Here is a 22,776-nt window from a genome sequence, read left to right as displayed (position 1 = left end):
ATCCAAAAATCTGTTTTGAAAATGGGTGTAGAGTAGCCACTGGTAGGAGTGTCGCTTCAACCTAAACGCTTAAATACTTGTGCAACACATTAAGTACTTTTTCTGCCTCTACGGGTTTACCCAAAAAGTCAGTTGCCCCTACTAATTTTGTTCGCATCCGATCTACTATTCCATCTTTCCCCGTTAAGATGACAACTGGCACATCTTTGAGACTTGGAGTTTTACGGATTTGAGAACAAATTTCATAGCCATTCACTTTTGGCATCAAAAGATCCAAAAAAATGAAGTCGGGCTTGCTTTTAATTAGCTTTAAAACTGCCGTCAAAGAGTCTTGAATGCCAACAAAGCGGTAACCTTGTTGGCTGATAATTTCCTCTAAACTGCGACAGATTGTTAGGCTATCATCTACACAGGCTACTAAAGGTTTTGAGACATCAATAATTGCTTTGCTAGCCGCTGGAGGGGCAGTTTGTATAATAATAGTATTCTCTTCTGTTTTCAGTGGAGAATTGGGATTATTAACTGCACTGGACGGACTGACAATTTGTTTGTTAGTTGCTGGTGGTGCAACTTTTATAACAGTGTTCTCTTCTGTCTTCAGTGAAGAATTGGGATTATTAACTGCACTGGACGGACTGACAATTTGTTTGCTAGTCGCTGGGGGTGCAACTTGTATAACAGTGTTCTCTTCTGTCTTCAGTAAAGAATTGGGATTATTAACTGCACTGGACAGGTTGCCAGTTTCTTGACTAATCCCAACCTTTCTAGAGCTTGGGGTGGGTGAAAAAGCGATCGCCCCTGCTTTTATCAATGGCATCAATAACCGAGTCAAAGCTAAGACATCTCGACCACTTTTTTGCCCTAGACCTCGTAAAGTTTTTGTACCATCAACTAGAGAAATAATCTGTTTAGCGGATGCTTGTCCTTGAAGTAGCTCAAGTTGTTGAATGACAGGATATAAATTGGGCGAGTAACTAGCCAATCCTGCATCTCGCCATTCTTGCCAGGCTTGTGTAGCCTGTTTTAAGACTTCCTCAGTTGGTATTACAGCTAGGAGAAACCCAGGAACTGCACCAACAACGGTAGTAGGTGACAACTGTCCTGATGGATTGTTGGCATTTCTTTTGGTTTCAATGTACTGGATTACATCAAACATGACTTCAGCTATTAAGCTTGTAATCAGGCTAACAAGTTGTTGTTGTTCGATTAATTTTTGTTCTCGCAACTTAGCAAGAATGCAATACTCGCGATAACTTTCCTGGGGAGAGACAAGCCCTTCCAACTTTGTCACATCCAGATTGGGACAGTATTGCGACAAGTATCGTCGCCATCGCTCATTGGCATTAGAACCGCCTGCCTGCCAAATTAATCGTCCTAAACGAAAATATAGCGTCCAAGTCGGCCCGTCCCTGGCTTCAAGATTTAGCCTGCCTGTGAATAATTTAGTTTGAAGTTGCTCGATCAATTGATTCACAATGGATCGCACCTCCTTATATATCTTGAGTTTTGCATTTACATTAGAATTCCCCAAACAATCCAGCTTATTAACCTCATCGTGCGATCGCCAATAACACAGTTCAAAACTTTAATTGAGCTACCTCAGCTTGTTATATCCCTTTCCAATCCGGACATTTTTAAAGTTCAAAGCCGGAAGCTCGAACAAAGATTTAAGCTCTTTTGTTAATTAGATATAAGTTATCTATATTACTTTGCCAATGTCACATATACTGAGACAATTGCTTGTCAATACAGACCTTAAAAAAAGATGGAAATGTTCAATACTACAAAGCATAGACCAGCTTTAATGCTTATCGATTGCGTACTATGCCGGCTTCAGGCAAAAGACACAAGCGATCGCAAGAGCCGCTAGTCTACAATTACAAAAAATGAGCTGGAATCAAGTTTGTCAAGAAATTGTTTGTTGCCGAATAAAGTATTGGCGATCGCGTTGTTCTAGTATTCCTTGCTTAATCAAGGAGCGCAGGATATCTATTGTTTGTACCCGGCTTAAGCCTATCACCTCTTCAATTTCTATTAGAGTTGCTCCTTGGGCTTGCTGAATATATTGCTGCACTTTAGATTTAACAGTATCTGCATTTAACACAGGCACTTTCCTTGTCATGGTATTGACGGTAGGACGAAAACCAGTGGCTTTAATTGCAGAACGGGAGATTGCCAATTTTGGAACCGTTGCCACTAATTTTTCTTTTTTAGCAGGAGTTGGGGAAACTGCTTGTCCATGACTGCGTAGGCACAGCCCGTCGTAGACATCGCCCCAAACACTTTTATGTAAAATTGCCCGGAAATTTTGCAAATCTTGGAATAATGCCTGAGCCTTTGCTGCCCGCTGTTGGCGGTATTCTTGTTGGCGTTGGCAGACATCTGTTTTTATTTGCAATATTTCCAATTGCCGCTCTACAATCTCTTGCTGAAATTGCTGCTGTTGTAACTTTCTGTTGTTGTGAAGGCTGGTAACATAACTGCTCAATTCTTGATGAAGCAGATCTGCTTGCAACTGCAATTCTTGTTGAGTTAGCTGTTTCCACTGGTTAACTTGTTGACGGCGTTCAGCAGTTATTTGCAATCGCTCTTGTCGCTCTTGTTCCCATAAATTCTTGAGAGCCATCAGCTGAAATCTCCTATTTTGTTAACTAGAAACATTAAATGGGAGCCATGAATGAAGACTCCCTTTTTTAATGTGGTGTTAAGCAGCAGCCGGAACAGCAGCCTGAGATGTTAAACCAACTGCTTCGGCATATCTTAAGTAAGTTTCAACTGAAGCAATCACAATACGAGCTTCGACTGCTAGCAGTTCAATACCAACTAAAGAAACACGCACCCAAGCATCAACTACAATTCCTTTATCCAAAATGCGGTCAATAACTTCAGCCAAACTAGAAGATGAGTTAACTTTTTCAACAGCCATTTTCTTTTCCTCACATAAATCTAATTATTGGTTTCATCTTGCTCTATCGAGCAGTAGGTAAAACTTACACAATGTGTTTTATTCTTCCTGGATTTAGTGTTCCCAAAAACATAAGATAAATACAAGAAAATAAAAAAATACTAAAAAGTTCACAATATTTTTTCTAGACGAAACAATAAAAGAAAAAATCATCTCGTCTTTATTTTTTCTTGAAAAATTTTAAATATTATTTTTTATGAATTTAAATGAGAGAATTTTTGAGAAAATGATATGGTGGTAGAGGTTTACTCAGTGCCAATTGCCAGTGCGAGCATTGTAACTGCCAGAGATAAAACTGCTGCGTACTAAGCGTTGAATCGTTGCGCTGGGCCAAAAAGTGTATTTGCCGCATATCTGGGTGTCGAGTCTCACAGATAACATTTGTATGGGTTTTGAGAATTAACTGGTTCAGGAGTTCCCACTGTTCGGATTGTTGTGCTTGAAATGCTTGCTGTGTTTGGTAGCGTTGTTTTTTAGCTAATAAATAGGCTTTTCCCCTAGCATCAATAGTGTCAGAATCGTCAAGCAAATTACAGGGTGTAGCTTTTAAAGTGTACTCAACTTTGTCTCTTAGCTGAGTTAGGGTTTCTAGATATTGCTGTTGGTGTTTTTCTAGATGATTCAGCAGTGTTTCTTGCGAGTTAAAACCGCTCCCAAAGCGTAGGGGAAGAAGGGGAGTTTGTTGAAAAAGTTCTCGAATTACGCGATCGTGGGTTAATACAGCTTGAAGTAAACGCTCATCGGATGCTTGTAATGCTTCCAGTGAGATTTCCGGCTCTACGATCGCAGCTAACCCAGAAGAGTAAACGAGTTCAGTATTCCTTTCCATCCCTAAAGGTAGAACAAGCGGTGACGCGATCGGCACTAAAAGCGTATAAGCGTATATTGGCATAAATTTGAAATATTTAAACGAACCACGAAGGACACATAGACAAGGCAGTGCGTTGGGCGGGTTCCCCGACTTGTAGCAACTGCCGCACGAAGTGGCTTCCCCTTCGCGTAGCGTCTTTGAAGGAGAAGGGTAGAACGCGAAGAGAAGAGGTATGGAGAAGAATTTGGCGCAGCTTCACAAAGAAACGGTATAAGTAGCTTCCGCTTTGAACTTCTGCGTTTTTTCAAGTCAGCTAATCACGAGAAAATCTCACAACCAAATATCAAAAAGGTTTCTTTCCCCACTCCCTACTCCCTACTCCCCACTCCCTTTTTATTCAGATTGATGCTGATTAGCAAGCATTTGATATGTAGCTTGAAAATCATCATTTGTAATCTGAATCAGGCTGGAGTCGCTTAATCCCTGAGCGCGGTATCGACGAATTGCACTTAAAGCAGCTTGATTGCTTAACAAAGCCAAGTCTGCGCCATTCCAACCTTCGGTAACTGTCGCCCAAGTTTCTAAATCGACATCAACCAAGGGACGATCTAGATTGTGAACTCGTAAAATCGCTAATCGGCTGGCTCGATCTGGTAGATCGATTTTGATTTGTAAGTCCAATCTTCCGGCTCTGAGCAAGGCAGGATCGAGGGTTTCTGGACGATTGGTTGCTCCTACTAACAATACTTTGGGGCATTCATGCAACCCATCCAATTCGGTGAGCAGTTGACCGACAACGCGATCGCTAACTCCAGAATCACCACTAAATCGTCCCCGCGCTGGTGCTAGGGTATCTATTTCATCTACAAACACAACGCAAGGTGCTGCTTGCCGAGCTTTGCCAAAAAGTTCTCTGACTGCTTGTTCTGCGGCTCCTACCCATCGGCTGAGTAATTCCGGGCCATTCACAGCAATAAAGTTGGCTCTAGCTTGGGAAGCGATCGCTTTTGCAAGTAATGTTTTTCCCGTTCCCGGCGGCCCCCACAACAGAATTCCACGGGGAGGCTTGGCTCTGGTTTGCTCGTATAGTTCGGGATAAAGGAGTGCGCCCTCTACAGATTCTTGAAGTTTTTGTTTCACATCATCCAAACCACCAATGTCATCCCAACTTACATTTGGTGCTTCAACTGCTACAGATCTGAGAACTGAGGGTTTTATCTCCTTAATTGCTTCGAGAAAATCCTGCTGGATGACAGTCATGTTCTCAGGAATGGCACTGTTGAGCGAGGGGACTTGACGACGAAGGGCAATGTATGCTGCTTTTTGACAAAGTGCTTTGATATCGGCACCAACAAAACCGACAGCCAAATCGGCGATCGCTCCTAAATCAATCAAAGTCTCCAAGGGCATGGCACTTGTTAAAATCGTGAGAATTTCCAATCGTCCATTGCGATCGGGAACGCGAAAATGAACTTCGCGATCGAAGCGTCCCGGACGACGCAGCGCCGGATCGAGATAATCGGGACGATTTGTTGCTGCTAGTACGAGTACGCCCTCAGTTTTGGCAAATCCATCCATTAACCCAAGCAACTGCGCCACTAGTCTTTTTTCAACTTCACCTTCTACTTGGCTGCGATCTGGAGCGAGACTGTCAATTTCATCAATAAATATCAGACAGGGAGCAGAACGAGTTGCTTTCTCAAAAATACTTCGCAAACGGGCTTCTGCTTCCCCGTAATACTTGCTCATCACCTCTGGGCCATTGATGGCGATGTAGTTTAACTCTAACTCTTCTGCCAAAACGCGGGCTGTTAAAGTTTTTCCCGTACCAGGCGGGCCAACTAGCAAAACCCCACGCGGAGGCTCTAAGCCTAATTTTGCCAATAAGTCTGGACGTTTCAGTGGAATTTCAACTAACTCTCTGATTTCTTTGAGAATATCACCCAAGCCACCGACATCTTGCCAATAAGTTTTTGAGTTCGTCCGAGGTGATGGAGGGGTAACTTCAGCATCATCCATTGGTGTGGTGCCAACGGTGGAATTGGAACTGACTCGGCTGGAATTACTTTTTCTGGGAATATTACCTTGTCGGGGAATACTACTGAGATTATGAGAGCGAATTTGAATAGAAGTTTTTAACTCGCCTTTCTCTGCTTTTTCTTCTAATGCTTTGGCGATTTCTAGTAGCTGTTCAAATCCTTTAAATATGTCGTCCATTGATTTTATTTAAATAAAAGATAGAGAAAGATTTAAAAATAGGCTTCTTGCACGAATGTTGGGAAAAAGAATCTTCTACCTCACGCAAAGGCGCAAAGACGCAAAGAAGAGAAGGAAAAAAAGACTTTTGTAAGAAATCTGTTGTTTAGTTGGAACTGAATAATCGCAGACGAGCAAAGTTAAATGGAGCAGTGAAGTTGTTGTAGCGAATTCGCAAACGTTCTTCAAATTGGTGATCGAGTGCTTCTACCTGTTCGCTAAATTGTGATTCTGCTTCCCAAGGAATTAGGTAGGCGGCGTTGTAAATCATTGTGTCCATTTGGGGATTATTTTCCACTACATCGATCGCAATGGAGTTGAGCGTACCTTGAAATAAATTTATGATGCCTTGTTTGCGATCGCTCATTCCCTGTTCGATGGCTTGTCCTATTTGGATTACCTGCTCCATATTCAGAGGTTGACCGGCTAGCTTATCCCTTTCGGTTTTGATATCTGGATTTTCTGCTAACAATCCCTGAATTTCTGCCTCGGTATCCCAAAAAACTTTGACGCTAACTTCTCGGCGACCTGATAATTTCGCAAGCAATTGCGTCAATTCTTCTTGATGAGGACGAATTAATTGTTGTGAAAACGTTTCCCAGCTTGCAACCAAAAGCCCAAATTGTACGGGTAGTAAATTGCGTTGGCGTAGCCCGTCGTAGACATCGCCTGCTTGCATGATTTCCTCAAGGACTTTCTCATGACTTAGCAGGTTACGACGGCTTGCCAAATAACGCTCTTGCTGTGCTTCAGAGTAGATTACTGCAAAATCATCCAAAATTTTAATTTGTACGGGTTGCCGATCTAAACCCTCTAAATTTAAATTTTCTGGAGCAGGCAAGGTCAAAATTCCATAAATGTAAAAGCCATAACTCATAGCAATGTATTACCAATAAGAATGTAGATAAAAAAGTTACAGGGGTTTAGAGGTGAGTACTAGTCTTAACTTGGCATGAACTAAGTTCAACTGAGCCAGTCCTAAGTCCAAGTCACCTTCAACTACCACACCAGTATTTAATAGGCGATCGAGGAGTTCTAGAATAGAGGGTTGACTGGAGGTTTCGCCAGGGTAATATCCTCCAGATTGGGGAAGTAAAGTTCCTATTTCACCCAAGTTAATATTTAGATCTGCTGGGTCAATATCAAACACCTCGCAAAGCTTAACAACCTGTTCTTCAAGCTGTCGCAGGCTTTCAGCTGCCCGATCTAACTCAGAGTCGCTGAGGTTGCCAGCATCCATGCGCCGAATCACCTGAGCTTCCATGAGTTGGCGTATCAGTTCAACAACCGTCAGTAACAACGGTGCTAAACCTGAATCGGAACCTTTTGATTTGCTAATCGCCTGCATTCTGATGATTAATAGGATTGAGTGCTTTGAGCGATCGCAGTTCTGTTTCTAGACTGGCAATACGCTCTTGAAGTTGTTGATTAGTTGTTAATAAGGTGCGAGTTTGACTATTAAGATAGGGGTCGCCCTCCCACCAGTTAATTCCAATCTCTTTGGCTTTATCAACAGAAGAAATCAACAAACGAATCCGAATGTTGAGCAGTTCTGTGGAGCCGACGGAAACAGAAATATCTCCGGCGATCACAATGCCTTTATCTAAAACCCGTTCGAGAATATCTGCCAAGGTAGAACCTTGAGTTGCTGTGATAACTCCCCGGTTAGTATGAGTACTCATTTGTTTATTAAATGGCCTGAATCAAAAGCCACTTGTGATATGTTTGGCAGTTCAGTATTACCCTGCATTTGCAATAATACTCCCTGCTCTCTAAGAGACTTGAGTGCAGCTACAATTTGACTGCGATCGATCCCTAATTCTGCTGCCAAATCAGAGAAACGCCTTCCTGGAGACTTGCACAAATAGTTATAGACTTCATGCTCGTAAGGTACTCGTTGTTCCAATACAATCTGATTTTGATTGTCTGGTATTATCTCTTCTGCTGACTGAGATTGAGTATTTGTACTATGATACAATTCACGCAAAACCTCTTCCAGTAGCCGAGTTGCTTCCATACGAGGTTGATTCGTGCGAGTAAGTAGGATATCGGCACAAATATCTTGGAAGTTAGGCTCTTCAAAGTTGACGGAGATTTCGTGTTCGTGGCAGATTCTAGCGATCATCAGACAGGAACGTAAGCCACCGCCTTGTCCAGAGCCAGATCGACTCCAAAACATTCGCACTAAGCGCACGATTTTGTCTGCTTTCTCAGAATCTATGCCTGTTTTCTGAATTACAATCTCCTGCTGAGTTAGTTCATCAGGTGGAGGCATATCGATGGTAATAACACGATCCATCAAAGCATCCTGAGTTGCATGGACTCCACAATACTCTTGAGGATTTGATGTTAAGATTGCCCGAAACTGAGGATGAACCCGGATATACTCGGCTCGATGCTGGTTTGTTGGCAATACTAACAACCTCTCCTCAAGTACGGAAAGTAAAACGTTATTTACCTCTGGGTGCGATCGATTGAATTCGTCGTAAACCAGTGTAAATCCTTCTTTACAAGCTAGGGTTAATCGTGCGTCAACCCAGTGTTGTCGCAGTTCATCCTCAACTTTGACAACGCTGTGGATGAAGTTATCAACAACCTTTTTGCGGGTGTAACCTAATTGATTACCAATCAAGTCTGAGGTTTTAAACTCATCATCTCCAAATAAGAGGATGATAGGCTGGTTGAGCAAATCAGCTAGATGCATTGCCAGAGTAGTTTTTCCGACTCCGGCCGCGCCACGTAAATGTACTGAAAAACCTGACTGTAGATAGCGCAAAGCACGTTGAGCGACGCGTTGAACAGCAGGGGTATTGACAAATCGCTGGGGAGATGCATTTAATACTGTTGTCAAGCTCTAAGTACCTCCTCAATAGGAATTTTATAAATAAGTAATTTTTTGCACATCGAATATATAAAATACGGATGTCAATAAGCCTTAACTGGACTCAAATCCTACGCATTTTGACATCAACACAAGACTAGTAATGTTTAATATTTATGTCATCAGCATGATTACGGTCTTGCGAGGACAGGTTTAATAAATCCACACAGGTGTAAAGTGATATGGTTCTGCGCTTTTTACTATTACCGATTACCGGCCCATTAATGGGGGTAACGTGGCTTGGGGAAAAAATTTTAGAACAAGCAAGTACTGAAATTGATGATAAAGAAAATCTCAGCAAGCAGCTTCTTGCACTGCAACTTGCTTTTGATATGGGAGAAATTGCTGAAGAAGAGTTTGAAATTCAGGAAGAAGCTCTTTTGTTAGCGATTTTGGAAGCAGAAAAGCAGGAACGCGATCGGACACAAGAGTATTGAAATTCTTTTTTAGCTTGTGTGATTTGTTGCTTTAATTAACGTGCGCCTCCGTTGGAGACTCACGTTAGTTTTAAAATTATTGTTAACTATTATACTTAAATAAATTATGCTTCTACTATATAAATAGTAATTTAATGGAAGCTTTACCCGATAATTGGGCAGATATTCAACCTGATACTGTATATCTTTCAATCAGTGGTCTGCTAGTTTCATTTGGCGGCGAACAAATAAAGCTGGGATTAAAATACGATCAAAAGGGAAAACATTTAAAAGCCATTGAGAAAGGAATTGTACCTCCTCGCGGTAATGTTGGGTTGGTGGCTTCCCAAGAATCGGGCTACGATTTGAAATCTAAAGTCTTAGGTAAAGGTGGAGATCGCCGATTTCATGCAAAATTCATTGATGATATATTGCACTTCCCTGGTTTGGTAACAGAACATTAAACTCACATAACTATGACAAGACTCGAATTAAAAAATCATCAAGTTTGGCAAGATTTAACTGAAATATTACAAAGTTTAGATGCTAATCTTCTTGTTCAAGAACATCTTGACCAGTGTGATTATAAAGTGCGTGGCTATTGGGATGAAAAAGATGAATATTATGAGCAAATTACGTTACCTCGTACCTTAGAAGCCGAATTAGTTAGCAGTTCAATAGGTGTTACTCACAAAGAACGTTTTTTACAACTAAAGTTTTTGCTCATAGCTGATGCTGTTGATAATATGAAAACTGCAAGTAGCAATGCTCAAAAACTTGGTGAATTAGTTCTTATTTATAATGAAAATCTAGAATTTATTGATGAGAATTGGCTTTTAGATGTCGATTCTCCATTCCTTGTAAAGCGATCTGGCTAATTTTAGGCAATTAGTTTTAACCGGACGATAAGCTTCCACTCACTGGGGATAAATGGTTGTTCTATCTGCTTCCTTCGACAGCGCAATCAAGATATGCGGTAGCTCCTCATAGAAGTAATTAGCCATCATGGTTTAACATTGACTAATCATTAAATTTTCTTACTTTTTATTTACAAATTAAAGGCACATTTTAAACGCGGATTTTAAGCCTGTAGCTGTATATAAAAAATGATTTTTAGACTGTGTACATCTTATTTTACGCTCATTAAAAGCTCTTCCCATCTTGCCAAAATCATATCTGTATAGTTTTTTCTATCAATTTTGTATGCTCCAATTGCAAAACCATCATTCATTTCTACCAGAGCAGTTTCTCCAGAATCTAAAACTCCGAAATCAATTGCATATCCAGCAATTGATTCTCCTGCATTGTCTAAAGCTTGAATAGCACAGAGAACTTTTTCAATATCTAGTATAATATTGGGATTACCATCATAATGATCAATGCTTCTAATTTGTGAATGAACCACATAAATTCGGTACTCACTTACCCAAGATACAACTTCTGAACACAGCAACGGCTCTTGGCGTGAGACTCCGTAGACTTGGCACAAATCATATTCCGATTCAAAAACATAACCTGTAAAGCGTTTACGGCGTGTAGCAGGTTTAGCAAATGTTGGCGCAGATCTACCTTTGCTTAATTCTATTTCTAACTGTTCTAAGGTAGATGTCCATGTCCGGCGGTGCATGAAGTTCTTTAGTGAAGCAGGATAATCATTAGGCTTCGGTTCTGGAATACCAAGCTGTTTGATTGCTCCTAAAATACATGGCATATCACCAACAACTAAAGACTCATTATCAAGTGCCAGTTGTCGCCTGTGAATACGTTTTAGGGTATAAAAAGTAATTGGTATGCCTCTGGCTCTGAGTTCTTCACTAACAAGTTGCTCCTCATGTCCGAGCCGTCCATTACCTTGTTCTTGGATAAAAGCCTTAGAAATCAATGCAGTTGTAAGAATTTCAAATACTATTTACATTGTTGTCCAAAAATGAGACAAAAGGTATAAAAATTTTAGTATTCCAATGTTATGGTGTTGAATTTGGGTGTATTGTCCTCTAAGTCAGTATTTGCTTGCTGATGGGTGATGTCCTCTTCAGAAATGATTTGACTATTTAAAATAGCAAGGCGCTGCTGAATCTGATGTCGGCGTGCTTCGAGTTTCTGTAGTTCCTGCTCTAAACGCTCTTTTTCCAACATCATTTTGTAAGCATTTAAGTAAACTCTTGCTTGAGAACGTTGAGGAGGCATTGAGCTAAGTTTGGCTTGAATTTGTCTGCGATTTGGAGTGCGATGCATAATAAATTTCTCTTTGGATATGAAAGTATTTAGTCTAATTAGCCGTTAAAATAAACAGGCTGCGGCTGCTTGGATGCGTTCTAAAGGTTGAACTGAGCGAGGAAGCACTGGTAAGCGAACCATTGTCAAACCTGGAAAATCGCAATTAATGGTTGCTGTAGAAGTAAAGCGGTTGAGAACAAGGTAATTCTGGCTTACACCTATTTCTTGCAGAGATTTGAATAGGCGTTGTTGTTCGGCAAGTACGCTGGTCTGGTTAAGCGTAACGCCAATGAACTCTGCTTGTTGTGGGTCTTTTAGCACTTTTTGGGCTTTGACGACGCGCTGTCGCAAAGTTCGTAAACGCCCCATAAACTCTGTACGACCAAGGACATTCTGATACTTAATCCAGAGTTTGAAAATCCAAGCTAGCCAATCTGCTAGTGCAGTTGGCATTTCTAGAAAACGCAGAAGATGACCTGTAGGAGCAGTGTCTAAAATAATCAAGTCTTCTTCTTGTTGCTCTAGCAATTCCATTACTGTTAACAGAGAAAGCATTTCATCAATCCCTGGTAAAGCTTGCTCGACAATTTTGCGCCAAGCAACAGGAGCATAAGCCAATTCAATAGCTTCGCTTGTTTGGGTTTCGCCACTCATCATTTCGGCCAGTTCCCACAGGTAATCGGCTCTGAATTGCTCCAGAAGGCGATCGCTATCTACTTCCTGACCTCGAAGATTGGCAGTTATTTGATATGGTTCGTGTCCTAAACTCAGACCAAAGGCATCACCCAAGGAGTGAGCTGGATCGATGGAAACCATACGAATTTTGCGATCGGGATGTTGTTGAGCCATAGCCCAACCAATGGCAGCTGCTACTGTGGTCTTGCCTACTCCACCTTTACCGCCAATTAGTAACAGGCGACGACCTTGAGCGAGAAAATCTCCAAAGCTAGGAGGAATTGTTTCAGGCCATTGAACTGGGAGTAGATCGATAGGAAATAGCGGTTCAAGCTGAGGAACATGGATTTGGTCGATCAGATGGCTGAGGGCTAGAATTCCCAAAGGCTCCTTATCTTGCTGTGGCACGATAAAAATCGGCTTGCGGTTAGCAAGATCGGTATACTGGCCGATGAGAGGTTGTTGTTCTTGGTAACGATCTGGGTCAGTGGCACTGGCAAGGACTTGGTTGACAAACAACCCTCCGCAAGGAACCTGCATGGTTTGTAAGGCTTCTAGGAATCGTTTTGACTCCAGCCAACTCATTGGTTCGGCGATCGCAACTAACAAACAAGCTGTATGCTTAGGATCTTGAAGCAGACGGCGACCTTGTGATAGTTCAGCTTTCAGGGTTTGCAAAAATTCGTCAGCGCGATCGGGTGTGTAACTTCCAGCAAAAGTCTTGCTAATATAGCGATGCTTTTCTTGAAATAGTTCCAGAGAGTGGAGGAAAGTGTCTAAAAAATCCATCAATCCAAACAAGTTGAGAGTATGACCGCTAGGAGCCATATCTACTACTACTCGATCTACCTGCTGTTCATTGAAGAGGCGTTGTATCTCTAACAAACCCATCAATTCGTCCAGTCCAGGCCAATTTAAATCCCAAACTGGAAGCAAGTCCTCTCCTTCAACAAAACTACCGCGCTCTACTAAAAGTTCTAACACCTGACCGTAACGTTCTTTAAACTTTTGTAAGAGAAGCTTTGCATCCAACGCCCTTACTTGCAGATTAGGTATTTCTGCTATGGGACGAGGAATGTCATCAACGCTGACTTGTAAAACATCTCCAAGAGAGTGAGCCGGATCGGTTGAGATTAAAAGAATTTGCTCGTTGACAAATTTCTGCGCCCAACGACATGCAAAGGTGCAAGAGATTGTTGTTTTTCCGACTCCACCTTTGCCGCTAAACATAGCAAGGTGTAGGTTATCAAAAAGTTCCATCCCGTTTGTCATTTAGGGCGTTTTAGGATAAAGTTACTACATATTTTTAAAAGTGACTTAAGTAATTTCGCTGAATAAAGATATTTAAAACTAGCCTTGGCGACTAGAAGTCGCGCCTATACAGACAAAACCCGCCTGCGCGGGTTAACTCATATCTTGCACCAAGAAAAATTGATGTAATTTAATTACTCAGTAAAAAAGCGAAACCCTTGATTTAGCGATAAAAGCCCATAAAAATGAGGTAGCTTTATCTCGCATCTTTTTACTTTATCTGGGGTTGTACGTAGAGGTGCAAGATCTGAGTTAAGATCCTTACTTTTTCATTAGTCCACGTAGGTGGACTTTGCCTGTGTAGCTGCGACTTCTAGTCGCCCTAATTGGCACAGATCAAGAATTGTATTTTCTTCTTTCTGCCTCCTGCCTTTCTTTGCTAATTAATTTTGTTGAGGTACTTACAAAGACTAGCCGAGGAACTATAACTGAGGGAAAGATTTAGCCAGGGGCGTCCAAAGGTAAGGAGATAAGATGGTTAACAGTTCTGAAGGCGATATAAATATTGGATACAATGTCCAAGGTATTTCTGAATACAACTTTTTTTCTGATAGCCAGTCTGAGGACATTCATCGTCGCCCACTCAAAATAGACTCTCCCTACTTAGGATTAAAAACTTTTGAAATTAAAGATAAAGACAAATTTTTTGGTCGGGGTAAGTGGATTGCTAATCTTAGCGATCGCTTAAAAAAAGATGACGCACTCTTGCTTTTAGGAGCAGCATACAGTGGCAAATCATCATTGATGATGGCAGGCTTAATTCCTTATTTAGGATATCATAAAACTTCCTTAATTAATATAAGTTTTCAACCCAATAAAAATCCTTTTAAATCTCTTTATAAGTGTCTGGCTTTTACCTATGGAAAACAATCAAAAATAGCGGATATTGGTCGAGAAATAAGAGAAAATACTCTAATAAAAATTGTCGCATTACTCAAACAAGATTATGAGTGCGTTCTGATTGTTATTGACCGATTTGAAGAACTATTTACGAAAACTCAAAAGCCAGAACGTGACAAATTTGTTGCTAGTCTCTTTCATTTGATCCAGCAGCAGGATAGCTCTGTCAAAATTGTTTTAACAATGCGATCTAATTTTTTGGATAGATTTAGTCAGTATCCGCAACTTGCGAAGATCCACGATCGCTATAGTTGTATTCTCACTAGAATGAGCGATGGCGAATTAAAGTTAGCGATCGCTGAACCTGCTGCTAGAAATGGCGTTACCTTTGAATCAGGACTAATTGAGCAAATTATTCATGATTTTCATCAACAAGGTGATTCTTTACCACTTCTGCAATACACTCTAGATGTACTTTGGAAAAGCGAAAATATTCAAAACCGGGTTCTGCAAACAAAGACTTATCAAGAACTAAAAGAGCAAATATTTAGTTATTTCAGCGAACAAGCTAATCAATTTATTAATCCTAGCGTTGGATGGCACGATCGCCATTTGAGAGAAAAGGAACAAGAGATTCAAAAGTTAAACCTTGCACTGACTGAAGTAAAACTGCGCGAGCAATCCGCTAGGGTTTTGAATTTACTTCCCGTCCAACCGCTAGAGGGCTTGGTGCTGGCAATTCAAACAATGGGTGAGAATCTAGAGAAATACCCAAACCAGCTTCTAGCTTCTGTTTTGGGAAGCTTAAAGGAAGCAACGAACACACCTACAGAGGCAAATAGCTTGCGCGGACACGAGCAAGAGGTTAATTGCGTAGCCTTTAGTCCTGATGGCAAGTTTATTGCCAGTGGGAGTAGTGATTCTACGGTGTGCTTGTGGAATATCATTGGCAATCCTACTGCTCAATTTTTGTTGGGGCACGAGCAAGAGGTTAATTGTCTAGCCTTTAGTCCTGATGGCAAGTTTATTGTTAGTGGCAGTATTGACGGAATTTTGTGTTTATGGGATTTACAAGGTAATCTCATTACTCAACCGTGGCAGGGACATGAGGAAGGAATTATTGCCGTCGCCTTTAGCTCAAATGGCGAGTTGATTGTCAGTGTTAGTTTTGACGGAACAGTGTGTTTGTGGGATTTACAAGGTAACGCCATTACTCAACCTTGGCGCGGACACAAGGAAGGACTTATTTCCGTCACCTTTAGTCCAAATAGCGATGGCTGCGCCAACCCCTCCGGGGTACGCATTATCAGTGTTGGTTTTGACGGAACGGTGTGTTTGTGGGATTTACAAGGTAACACCATCGCTCAACCCTGGCACAAACATGAGGCAAAAATTATTTGCATCGCCTTTAGTCCCGATAGCAAGTTTATTGTCAGTGGTACTAGTGATTCTACAGTGCGGTTGTGGGACATCCAAGGTAATCCCATCGGTCAACCTTGGCGCGGGCATGAAGGACGTGTAAATTCTGTAGCGTTTAGCCCTGATGGCAAGTTTATTATTAGTGGTAGCTGCGATCGCACAATACGCTTGTGGGATATTGAAGGCAACTCCATTACTCAACCTTGGCGGGGACATGAAGGACAGGTTAATTCCTTAGCCTTTAGTCCCGATGGCAAGCTGATTATCAGTGGTGGCGATAAAACTGTGCGTTTGTGGGAGCTAGATCAAATATTACAAGAGCGGGTCATCGGGCGATCGCACCGCAAATATGAGAATTGGATCAATTCTGTCGCCTTTAGCCCAGATGGCAACTGGATTGTCAGTGCCAGCAATGATTCTACAGTGCGCTTGTGGGATATTGACGGCAACCCCATCGGTCAACCTTGGCGCGGACATGAAAAAGAAGTTAATTCTGTTACCTTTAGCCCAGATGGCAACTGGATTGTCAGTGCCAGCAATGATTCTACAGTGCGCTTGTGGGATATGAACGGCAACCCCATCGGTCAACCTTGGCGCGGACATGAAAAAGAAGTTAATTCTGTTGCCTTTAGTCCTGATAGCAAGTGGATTGTCAGTGCCAGCAATGATTCTACAGTGCGCTTGTGGGATATTGACGGCAATCCCATCGGTCAACCTTGGCGCGGACATGAAAAAGAAGTTAATTCTGTTACCTTTAGCCCAGATGGCAACTGGATTGTCAGTGCTAGCAATGATTCTACAGTGCGCTTGTGGGATATGAACGGCAATCCTATCGGTCAACCTTGGCGCGGACATGAAAAAGAAGTTAATTCTGTTACCTTTAGCCCAGATGGCAACTGGATTGTCAGTGCTAGCAATGATTCTACAGTGCGCTTGTGGGATATGAACGGCAACCCCATCGGTCAACCTTGGCGCGGACATGAGTATTGGGTAAATTCCGCAGTTTTTAGCCCTGATGGTCAACTGATTGCCAGTGGTCGTCTTGATGGAACAGTGGGCTTGTGGCGCTGTGGGTGGCAAGAGTGGTTGCAAGTTTGCTGTAATAAGTTAAATTATCATCCCGTCTTTCAAAATCCTGAAAATGGTAGCGATGTAGAAATTGCCCACCAAACTTGTCAAAAATATGTATGGAATCCACAATGCCCTAAACAGTGGAACAACCAAGGTGCAGCAAAGCTAAAAGAAAAACCTTTTTTAGCAGCTTTGGAGGACTTCAACCAAGCAGTTCAACTTAATTTCACATCGCACTGGAAAAATCGCCTTGCTTGGCAATCAGTACGCGCAGAGAACCAATAAATCGACCTATGACTTGTTCAACTGTGCTGGCAGGTTGAATGAACAATCTCACTTCTTTGCTTTCTGAAGCACTCAAGCAAGAAAGATTAGCGAGGCAACAGGCAGAATCACAAGTATAAAGATTGAAAGAACATTTGCGATCGCTTGGTGTTGACCCTGATACTATTTAGCATTGATAGACAACTGCGATCGCAAAATATATTCGCTTCAGTTAGTGTAAATACAGCTTAGAAAAACCACCCGTAAGAATGCAAACCTTTACCTAAAAGATTCACACCAAGATAGCAAATCCAGACAACAAAAAAGCCAGTGGCGGCTAAAATTGCCGGACGCAGCCCTTGCCAACCACGAGTGATGCGGGTATGCAGATAGGCGGCGAAAACTAACCAAGTAATTAATGCCCAAGTTTCTTTAGGATCCCAACTCCAGTAAGAACCCCAAGCTTCGTTTGCCCAAACAGCACCAGCAATAATGCCAATCGTCAGCAAGGGAAATCCCAATCCAATGACGCGATAACTCATGTTGTCGAGGGTTTCAGCCAGGCTAAGGCGCTGGGGTGAAAGAGGTTCTGAATTTTCGATTGATTGTTGGTTTTGAATTGGGGTTGCGAGTACTGCTCCTAGAACAGCTGTACTAGCGTTACCGTTGTTATTGCGCTCATGACGAGCAAAGCCGTTATTTTCTACAGGGGGTGTTGGTGGTTGAGAAATCAGTTCACTTGCTTTTTGCAAGCGGTAGCCATTGCTGCGATAGCCACCTGTACCAACAGAACTGCCCTGTAGTTGAATGTTTTGACCGCGAGTCACAATCAGAAAAGCGATCGCTAATAAAGAACCCACCATTAAAGCGGCATAACTTAACATCATCACACTGACGTGCATCATTAGCCAATTGGACTTCAACGCAGGTACTAAAGGTTCTGCGACTTGCATTTCTGATGGCAGTGTCAGGGTAGCAAAAGCAGTGATCCCCATAGCCACAGGCGCGGTGACAACTCCTACTAAGCGGCTACGGCTGGCATTTTCGGCAATTAAATGAATGGTAGTAATTCCCCAAGTTAAGAAAAATAAAGATTCATACAAATTACTCAAAGGAAAATAACCAGCTTCTATCCATCGTGAGCCTAAAAGGGTAGCTATGCACAAATTAGCGATCGCCATCCCCGCTGTACCTAAAGCCGCAGTTGCCGACAGATTGGGAAAAGCAGCGCCCACCCAATACACCAACATGGTCAGGAATAAGACGGCAAATGAGGCATTGTCCAGCCAATTCTGGAGTCTAACCAGATTCATAAAGCGTTCTCCCCAGTGAATTCTTTAAAATATTAATTCTGACTTTTCTGATCCTATCTGCTTAGAGGCTAACTCTGGCAATTGTGATCATGGAGATTGGGTGATATTTGGTGTGGGTGCAGCATTATTGCTCTTGTTGGGTATCACTGAATCATTAGCTTTTTTGAGTGCAAAAAAAATGTCGTAGCGGGTACTGCGATTGTCGCTAACAGCTGCTGTTACCCCTATTGAACGTGTTGCTGCTAGTAAAGTTTTTTGATTGGGGAATAGCGGTGGTATGGGAAAATTTTTCATCGTCCGTTCCACATCTAGGAAAAATTGCCCATTATTCGGATTGAGTTCTGTGGGAACTGTTTGTTGAAAGGGAACAGTGCTAGCTAGGGTGTTATTGGGTTTGGGAAAAATTTTATCCATAACAGGAGCGCCTAGGCTTAAAAAAGCGGTATCTTGATCTAACCAGCCGTGAGTTGCAGTTAAAGTACCAAAAGGTGCAATCCAGTTGACAACAGGTTGACCTGCAACTGTTCTCGGTTGAATCTGAAACTGGTATTGATTTTTCATCACATCATCCAGTTTTTGTAGGGAAGCTTCAGCTAATTTGCGATCGCTTGCCTGTACCATGAACACCAAACCCGCACGAAAATCTTCTGGTGAACCATCTTTTGGGTTACTGGGAATCACTGAGACTGAAAACTCTCCTTTCATCCAACTGAGTAAATCTTGATCTAAATCAAGATTAGTCAGAGATTTCACTCCACTTCGTAGCTGTTCTGGTGCTATGGGTGAAAGAGGATTTCCTTGGGATGTTAAAACATAATCCCCCCACAACCTTTGTAAGTTACCACCAGACAACATCATTAATGTTTCTGCTGGTAAGCGGTTTTGCATTTTCCCGGCTTGGTTTTCCACCGTTAGCACACGCTGACTGTTAGGGTTGAGCCATGAAACACCCTTTAAGCTTATACCTTCAGGCTCTAGAGTAATTGTTCCTGCTAAACCTTGGTTATTCTGAAGTTGGGCTAAGACTTGTGCAGGCAAATGGCGGTTTGGAGAAGCAGTGGCTATTTTGGCAGCAGTTGGGACATTGATATAAAACTGGGCAAAGGGATGATAACTGGCGATTTTGGAAATATTTTCGGCAAAACCTCCTGTTGTTGCCAGAGTTGCTTTACTTTTATAGGCATCAATCGCTCGTTCTGTGGTTTTGGCATTGTCAGTAATCACTAGCAAATGCCCATCTATTAATGTTGCAGAAAGGCTTTCCCCTGCCTGTCCATCAGTTTGTTTAATGTCTAAGCCTTGATATGTGCGCGAAATCCATTTACCTTGTTTGAGGGCTTTGGGTTGTGTCCAGATGCTTTTGGCTATTTCTGGGTTCTTCACAGGTAACACCATCACCATGGATTGATCATTGCTAGCAACATCTTGGTTGCTAGCCACTGGTTTGATTTGAGGTTTACTCGGTTCTGGAGCTAAAATTGCCAGGGTGACTTCATCACCGACCCAAGGTTGAATATCTTTCTCGAAGTCGTAACCATTACTAGTAAGAAAGCGATCGCGCAATTGTACTAAATTTTTCTCCAGTTCTGCTTGGGTTTCTTTTGTCCCAAATTCATGCAATTTCTGCCATTGTTTGGGATCTGTAGTTAAAGAAACTGCAAACACAGCGTCTTGAGGAATGATGTTTGCACCCGCTGGCAAATCTCTCCAAAGTGGTTGTCCTTGGGTTAATAACCAGTATGCTGTACTTCCCACAGCAATTAATAGCCCAGCAGCTGAGAGAGTCAGCACCAGAGATGGTTTCTTTGTTTTCTTCATAGGAATAGACACAATGGGCAGTGCCATAAAAAACTCTACCTCATACTTGCGAACTTAATTATTTGCTTGATTGATCAAGTAAACCAAAAAGTTTCCTTGTCTTTATGGCAGGTAATTGCTTAATTTTTCCACCCTAAACCTTTAATAAAAATTAAGTTATAAAACTTCCTACTATTTATTCAAAAGTGGTGAATTTATAGCTAGTTAACCTTTTTAACACGCTTTGTAGAATTTTGCATGTTAATTTCGCTCAACTGCTGATACCAGCAATTCCTGGGCATATGGCTCTATGATTTCCAACACTCTGAGAATATAACTAACTTGAAAAAGCTGCAAGTCATTAGCAAGCCATACTAATCTATGTAGATAACACTTAAATACGTTGTATTCGATTTTATTAAATGAGAGTAATTTGATTTATCAACTTTAGTCTTGGTAGGCGCTTTTGGCAGTCACCTACCTCATAGAATCAGCAATTTTGTACCAGTATATTTGTTATATTTACAACTATTGTTGTGATTTTTTCTAATGAGCGATCGCTATTTTTATCGCAGCGCATAAAAATACTCATTTAACGAAGATTTTAGGCTTTAATAATGACTAGATGGCGATATTTGCAGCTAAAACCTAACAATAGCCTACTTACTTAGTTAAATATTAAATTTTGTGGAATATATTGCATAATTTGCAGGTTGGGCAAAAGCTTTAAATCCTTACCCCTAATCTCCAACGCCACTTGAGCTGACTGCTGTCAAGTGGCGTGGAAACTCCCATGAGCGACTGCCGAAAGGCTTAGCCGACAGCCCTTGCGACTGGCGTCGGGAAACCCGACTTGTACCGCTAAAGCGGAACCCGCAGGGTAGCACCTGGCGTTAGAAACCGAGTTATTTTAAGGCTTTGAGCAAACTGCTGTATACGATAGCTTATACCTTTCCATTAGTGGAGCTGAGCTGCATAGGCCCCAAATACTTGGTTAAATAAGGCGAGAAAACTTCATAAATCAGCGTTAGCGGTTGTCCATGATGCCAAAACAAGTAGTGGCGACCCCAAAAAGGCCCAGCCACCTCAAACCCTGACTCTAGGGCATCTGAATAACCATAGTAAATTCCTCGCACATCGCGATACAACTCTGTGCGGAGACGCGCCAAACTCGCCCAAATTGGCAATGAACGATTTTGCAGGTACTCATCTACATGACTGGCTTCCCACCACGAGCTAGCATACGCCAATCGCTGACCTGAAGCGGTGCGTAGCCATACCTGTCGTCTTAGTCGTGGCCCTGGTACAGCTTGAATTAATTCGGGAGCAGCATCTAAATCCATGCCAATCAATGACATGTCAATCACATCTACTTCTGTAGGTTCGCCTGTAAGCAACTCTAAATGCCTTGTCGGCGAACCGTCACCTAAAAGCAGCATTTGCCAAGTTGGTGCCAGATGAGTATGAGGCAAACTCTCCTGGATAACTTCCTCCCCACCTTGCCAAATCGGAGTGAGGCGATGCCACGCTGCTGGCAGTGTTGGGTTGTCTTTCGGAGTAAAAGTTGCAGTCAATGTTCTTTACAAAAGTTCACCTATTTCTATAAAAGCACAAAAAATCAACAGTGAGTCCATAGTCGAAAGTTCATAGTCCATGGACAAATAAAAAATATCAGCAGTCAATGACTAATAACTCTTGTCTATTGACTACTGACCTTGACTATTCACTAAAAAATGCGGATGGCGAGACTCGAACTCGCAAGGCAAAGCCACACGCCCCTCAAACGTGCGCGTATACCAATTCCGCCACATCCGCATAACTTATCTAATAGAAAATAGTAGCACAACAAAGTGAATATAGTAATGTAATATTTAATTTTTTGGAATTTACCAGAAATTTAAGTTGAAGCGATCGCCAATTTCCAAAAGTGGATATCAGACTGACAGAAATGTAGTAGCTAATCAAGAGATATTAAAAGGGGTATAGCTATTGTGGGATATACCGTGCGTTTGCAAAAGCCTAGGAGAGGGAAACTGACCAAGACTAGCAGCTGCAATAAAGTTGTTAGTCTAGTTAAGACCCGTAGAGGCGAAAAGTCAGATTCTGCATCTGAGGAAACCGCCACGGATACTTGCTTGCTAGCCTCTGGGCAGCGAGACAGCGCTAGCTCACCATGCAACTGTCCTTTGCAACGCAGTGTCCACTGGAGGCATCTACACTTTGCTTGGAATGAGGCTTGGGAATCTCCTGTCATAATTTGAGATAAAGCGAAAGCGTTGTTGCAAATGGGATGGGGGAAAATGTCAATCTACTGGTACTAATATCGAAGCTAGACAATGAAGTTTGACAAAATATTAATTGCCAATCGGGGAGAAATCGCCCTTCGCATTCTTCGCGCCTGTGAAGAAATGGGAATTGCGACAGTTGCGGTTCACTCCACCGTTGACCGTAACGCTCTCCACGTCCAACTTGCCGATGAAGCAGTTTGCATTGGCGAACCTGCCAGCGGTAAAAGCTATTTGAATATTCCCAATATTATT

General features: G+C 42.0%; 20 protein-coding genes and 1 tRNA gene. 5 read left to right on the top strand and 16 right to left on the bottom strand.

What is annotated here, in order from left to right:
• Nucleotides 1-61 precede the first annotated feature (61 nt).
• The 9 genes from I8748_RS22065 to gvpN form a co-directional block, all read right to left on the bottom strand.
• A complete protein-coding gene (locus I8748_RS22065; protein WP_198126690.1) occupies nt 62-1,474 on the bottom strand; it encodes a response regulator in 1,413 nt (470 codons plus the stop codon).
• A gap of 432 nt (nt 1,475-1,906) precedes the next feature.
• Nucleotides 1,907-2,626: a gas vesicle protein GvpC gene (locus I8748_RS22060; RefSeq protein WP_198126689.1), complete on the bottom strand. Its 720-nt coding sequence runs from the start codon at nt 2,624-2,626 to the stop codon at nt 1,907-1,909.
• Nucleotides 2,627-2,704: 78 nt separating this feature from the next.
• Nucleotides 2,705-2,926, bottom strand: coding sequence for a gas vesicle structural protein GvpA (gene gvpA, locus I8748_RS22055; protein WP_099068598.1), 222 nt, complete (start codon nt 2,924-2,926; stop codon nt 2,705-2,707).
• 241 nt (nt 2,927-3,167) lie between these two features.
• Nucleotides 3,168-3,857: a GvpL/GvpF family gas vesicle protein gene (locus tag I8748_RS22050; protein WP_198126688.1), complete on the bottom strand. Its 690-nt coding sequence runs from the start codon at nt 3,855-3,857 to the stop codon at nt 3,168-3,170.
• 312 nt (nt 3,858-4,169) lie between these two features.
• Nucleotides 4,170-5,993: an AAA family ATPase gene (locus tag I8748_RS22045; RefSeq protein WP_198126687.1), complete on the bottom strand. Its 1,824-nt coding sequence runs from the start codon at nt 5,991-5,993 to the stop codon at nt 4,170-4,172.
• Nucleotides 5,994-6,138: 145 nt separating this feature from the next.
• Nucleotides 6,139-6,909: a gas vesicle protein GvpF gene (gene gvpF / locus I8748_RS22040; protein ID WP_198126686.1), complete on the bottom strand. Its 771-nt coding sequence runs from the start codon at nt 6,907-6,909 to the stop codon at nt 6,139-6,141.
• Nucleotides 6,910-6,945: 36 nt separating this feature from the next.
• The gene (locus I8748_RS22035) at nt 6,946-7,380 is read right to left on the bottom strand and encodes a gas vesicle protein K (RefSeq protein WP_198126685.1); all 435 of its coding nucleotides are present in this window, start codon (nt 7,378-7,380) and stop codon (nt 6,946-6,948) included.
• Nucleotides 7,367-7,714 (bottom strand): gas vesicle protein, encoded by a 348-nt coding sequence (locus tag I8748_RS22030; RefSeq protein ID WP_198126684.1) that lies wholly within the window; start codon nt 7,712-7,714, stop codon nt 7,367-7,369. The genes I8748_RS22035 and I8748_RS22030 overlap by 14 nt, the downstream gene beginning before the upstream one ends.
• Nucleotides 7,711-8,883, bottom strand: coding sequence for a gas vesicle protein GvpN (gvpN, locus tag I8748_RS22025; RefSeq protein WP_198126683.1), 1,173 nt, complete (start codon nt 8,881-8,883; stop codon nt 7,711-7,713). The genes I8748_RS22030 and gvpN overlap by 4 nt, the downstream gene beginning before the upstream one ends.
• Nucleotides 8,884-9,095: 212 nt before the next feature.
• Here gvpN and I8748_RS22020 point away from each other — a divergent pair, with 212 nt between their 5' ends.
• The 3 genes from I8748_RS22020 to I8748_RS22010 all read left to right on the top strand — a co-directional run bounded on the left by I8748_RS22020 (nt 9,096) and on the right by I8748_RS22010 (nt 10,207).
• On the top strand, nt 9,096-9,350 hold the full coding sequence (locus I8748_RS22020; RefSeq protein ID WP_198126682.1) for a gas vesicle protein GvpG: 255 nt from the start codon (nt 9,096-9,098) through the stop codon (nt 9,348-9,350).
• Nucleotides 9,351-9,484: 134 nt separating this feature from the next.
• The gene (locus I8748_RS22015; protein WP_096539235.1) at nt 9,485-9,793 is read left to right on the top strand and encodes a hypothetical protein; all 309 of its coding nucleotides are present in this window, start codon (nt 9,485-9,487) and stop codon (nt 9,791-9,793) included.
• 12 nt (nt 9,794-9,805) lie between these two features.
• The gene (locus I8748_RS22010; protein ID WP_198126681.1) at nt 9,806-10,207 is read left to right on the top strand and encodes a hypothetical protein; all 402 of its coding nucleotides are present in this window, start codon (nt 9,806-9,808) and stop codon (nt 10,205-10,207) included.
• A gap of 251 nt (nt 10,208-10,458) precedes the next feature.
• Here the strand turns inward: I8748_RS22010 and I8748_RS22005 are convergent, their stop codons facing one another.
• From I8748_RS22005 to I8748_RS21995, 3 genes are all read right to left on the bottom strand, one after another.
• Entirely contained in the window at nt 10,459-11,211 is a 753-nt protein-coding gene (locus I8748_RS22005) for an ATP-grasp domain-containing protein (protein ID WP_198126680.1), read from the bottom strand.
• Nucleotides 11,212-11,279: 68 nt separating this feature from the next.
• Nucleotides 11,280-11,564 (bottom strand): hypothetical protein, encoded by a 285-nt coding sequence (locus I8748_RS22000; protein WP_198126679.1) that lies wholly within the window; start codon nt 11,562-11,564, stop codon nt 11,280-11,282.
• A 45-nt stretch (nt 11,565-11,609) separates the two neighbouring features.
• Nucleotides 11,610-13,481 (bottom strand): ArsA family ATPase, encoded by a 1,872-nt coding sequence (locus tag I8748_RS21995; RefSeq protein ID WP_198126678.1) that lies wholly within the window; start codon nt 13,479-13,481, stop codon nt 11,610-11,612.
• 525 nt (nt 13,482-14,006) lie between these two features.
• Between I8748_RS21995 and I8748_RS36100 the strand changes: the two genes are divergently transcribed.
• Entirely contained in the window at nt 14,007-17,147 is a 3,141-nt protein-coding gene (locus I8748_RS36100; RefSeq protein ID WP_198126677.1) for an nSTAND1 domain-containing NTPase, read from the top strand.
• 227 nt (nt 17,148-17,374) lie between these two features.
• On the opposite strand, the gene ccsB is transcribed toward I8748_RS36100, so the two are convergent.
• From ccsB to I8748_RS21970, 4 genes are all read right to left on the bottom strand, one after another.
• Nucleotides 17,375-18,439: a c-type cytochrome biogenesis protein CcsB gene (ccsB, locus tag I8748_RS21985; protein ID WP_198126676.1), complete on the bottom strand. Its 1,065-nt coding sequence runs from the start codon at nt 18,437-18,439 to the stop codon at nt 17,375-17,377.
• Between the two features lie 87 nt (nt 18,440-18,526).
• Nucleotides 18,527-20,284, bottom strand: coding sequence for a DUF3352 domain-containing protein (locus I8748_RS21980; RefSeq protein ID WP_198126675.1), 1,758 nt, complete (start codon nt 20,282-20,284; stop codon nt 18,527-18,529).
• An 896-nt stretch (nt 20,285-21,180) separates the two neighbouring features.
• The gene (locus I8748_RS21975) at nt 21,181-21,810 is read right to left on the bottom strand and encodes a chorismate lyase (protein WP_198126674.1); all 630 of its coding nucleotides are present in this window, start codon (nt 21,808-21,810) and stop codon (nt 21,181-21,183) included.
• A 160-nt stretch (nt 21,811-21,970) separates the two neighbouring features.
• Nucleotides 21,971-22,051 (bottom strand) — tRNA-Leu (locus I8748_RS21970).
• 521 nt (nt 22,052-22,572) lie between these two features.
• On the opposite strand from I8748_RS21970, the gene I8748_RS21965 reads away from it, so the two are divergent.
• Nucleotides 22,573-22,776: biotin carboxylase N-terminal domain-containing protein (locus I8748_RS21965; RefSeq protein WP_318781252.1), on the top strand; the 204-nt coding region annotated here is incomplete at its 3' end.

Origin of the sequence: Amazonocrinis nigriterrae CENA67, assembly GCF_016056305.1 — a bacterium.
Lineage (GTDB): Bacteria > Cyanobacteriota > Cyanobacteriia > Cyanobacteriales > Nostocaceae > Amazonocrinis > Amazonocrinis nigriterrae.
The sequence above is the reverse complement of the archived record's forward strand: the minus strand, read 5'-3'. Positions and strand labels throughout refer to the sequence as shown.

Excerpts from the sequence above, each read along its gene's own strand:
- I8748_RS22010 (WP_198126681.1), top strand. The coding sequence starts at position 9,806 with ATGACAAGACTCGAATTAAAAAATCATCAAGTTTGGCAAGATTTAACT.
- I8748_RS22030 (WP_198126684.1), bottom strand. The coding sequence starts at position 7,714 with ATGAGTACTCATACTAACCGGGGAGTTATCACAGCAACTCAAGGTTCT.
- I8748_RS22000 (WP_198126679.1), bottom strand. The coding sequence starts at position 11,564 with ATGCATCGCACTCCAAATCGCAGACAAATTCAAGCCAAACTTAGCTCA.
- I8748_RS22045 (WP_198126687.1), bottom strand. The coding sequence starts at position 5,993 with ATGGACGACATATTTAAAGGATTTGAACAGCTACTAGAAATCGCCAAA.
- I8748_RS22050 (WP_198126688.1), bottom strand. The coding sequence starts at position 3,857 with ATGCCAATATACGCTTATACGCTTTTAGTGCCGATCGCGTCACCGCTT.
- I8748_RS22020 (WP_198126682.1), top strand. The coding sequence starts at position 9,096 with ATGGTTCTGCGCTTTTTACTATTACCGATTACCGGCCCATTAATGGGG.
- I8748_RS21980 (WP_198126675.1), bottom strand. The coding sequence starts at position 20,284 with ATGGCACTGCCCATTGTGTCTATTCCTATGAAGAAAACAAAGAAACCA.
- I8748_RS36100 (WP_198126677.1), top strand. The coding sequence starts at position 14,007 with ATGGTTAACAGTTCTGAAGGCGATATAAATATTGGATACAATGTCCAA.
- I8748_RS21995 (WP_198126678.1), bottom strand. The coding sequence starts at position 13,481 with ATGGAACTTTTTGATAACCTACACCTTGCTATGTTTAGCGGCAAAGGT.
- ccsB (WP_198126676.1), bottom strand. The coding sequence starts at position 18,439 with ATGAATCTGGTTAGACTCCAGAATTGGCTGGACAATGCCTCATTTGCC.
- I8748_RS22035 (WP_198126685.1), bottom strand. The coding sequence starts at position 7,380 with ATGCAGGCGATTAGCAAATCAAAAGGTTCCGATTCAGGTTTAGCACCG.
- I8748_RS22015 (WP_096539235.1), top strand. The coding sequence starts at position 9,485 with ATGGAAGCTTTACCCGATAATTGGGCAGATATTCAACCTGATACTGTA.
- gvpF (WP_198126686.1), bottom strand. The coding sequence starts at position 6,909 with ATGAGTTATGGCTTTTACATTTATGGAATTTTGACCTTGCCTGCTCCA.
- gvpA (WP_099068598.1), bottom strand. The coding sequence starts at position 2,926 with ATGGCTGTTGAAAAAGTTAACTCATCTTCTAGTTTGGCTGAAGTTATT.
- I8748_RS22060 (WP_198126689.1), bottom strand. The coding sequence starts at position 2,626 with ATGGCTCTCAAGAATTTATGGGAACAAGAGCGACAAGAGCGATTGCAA.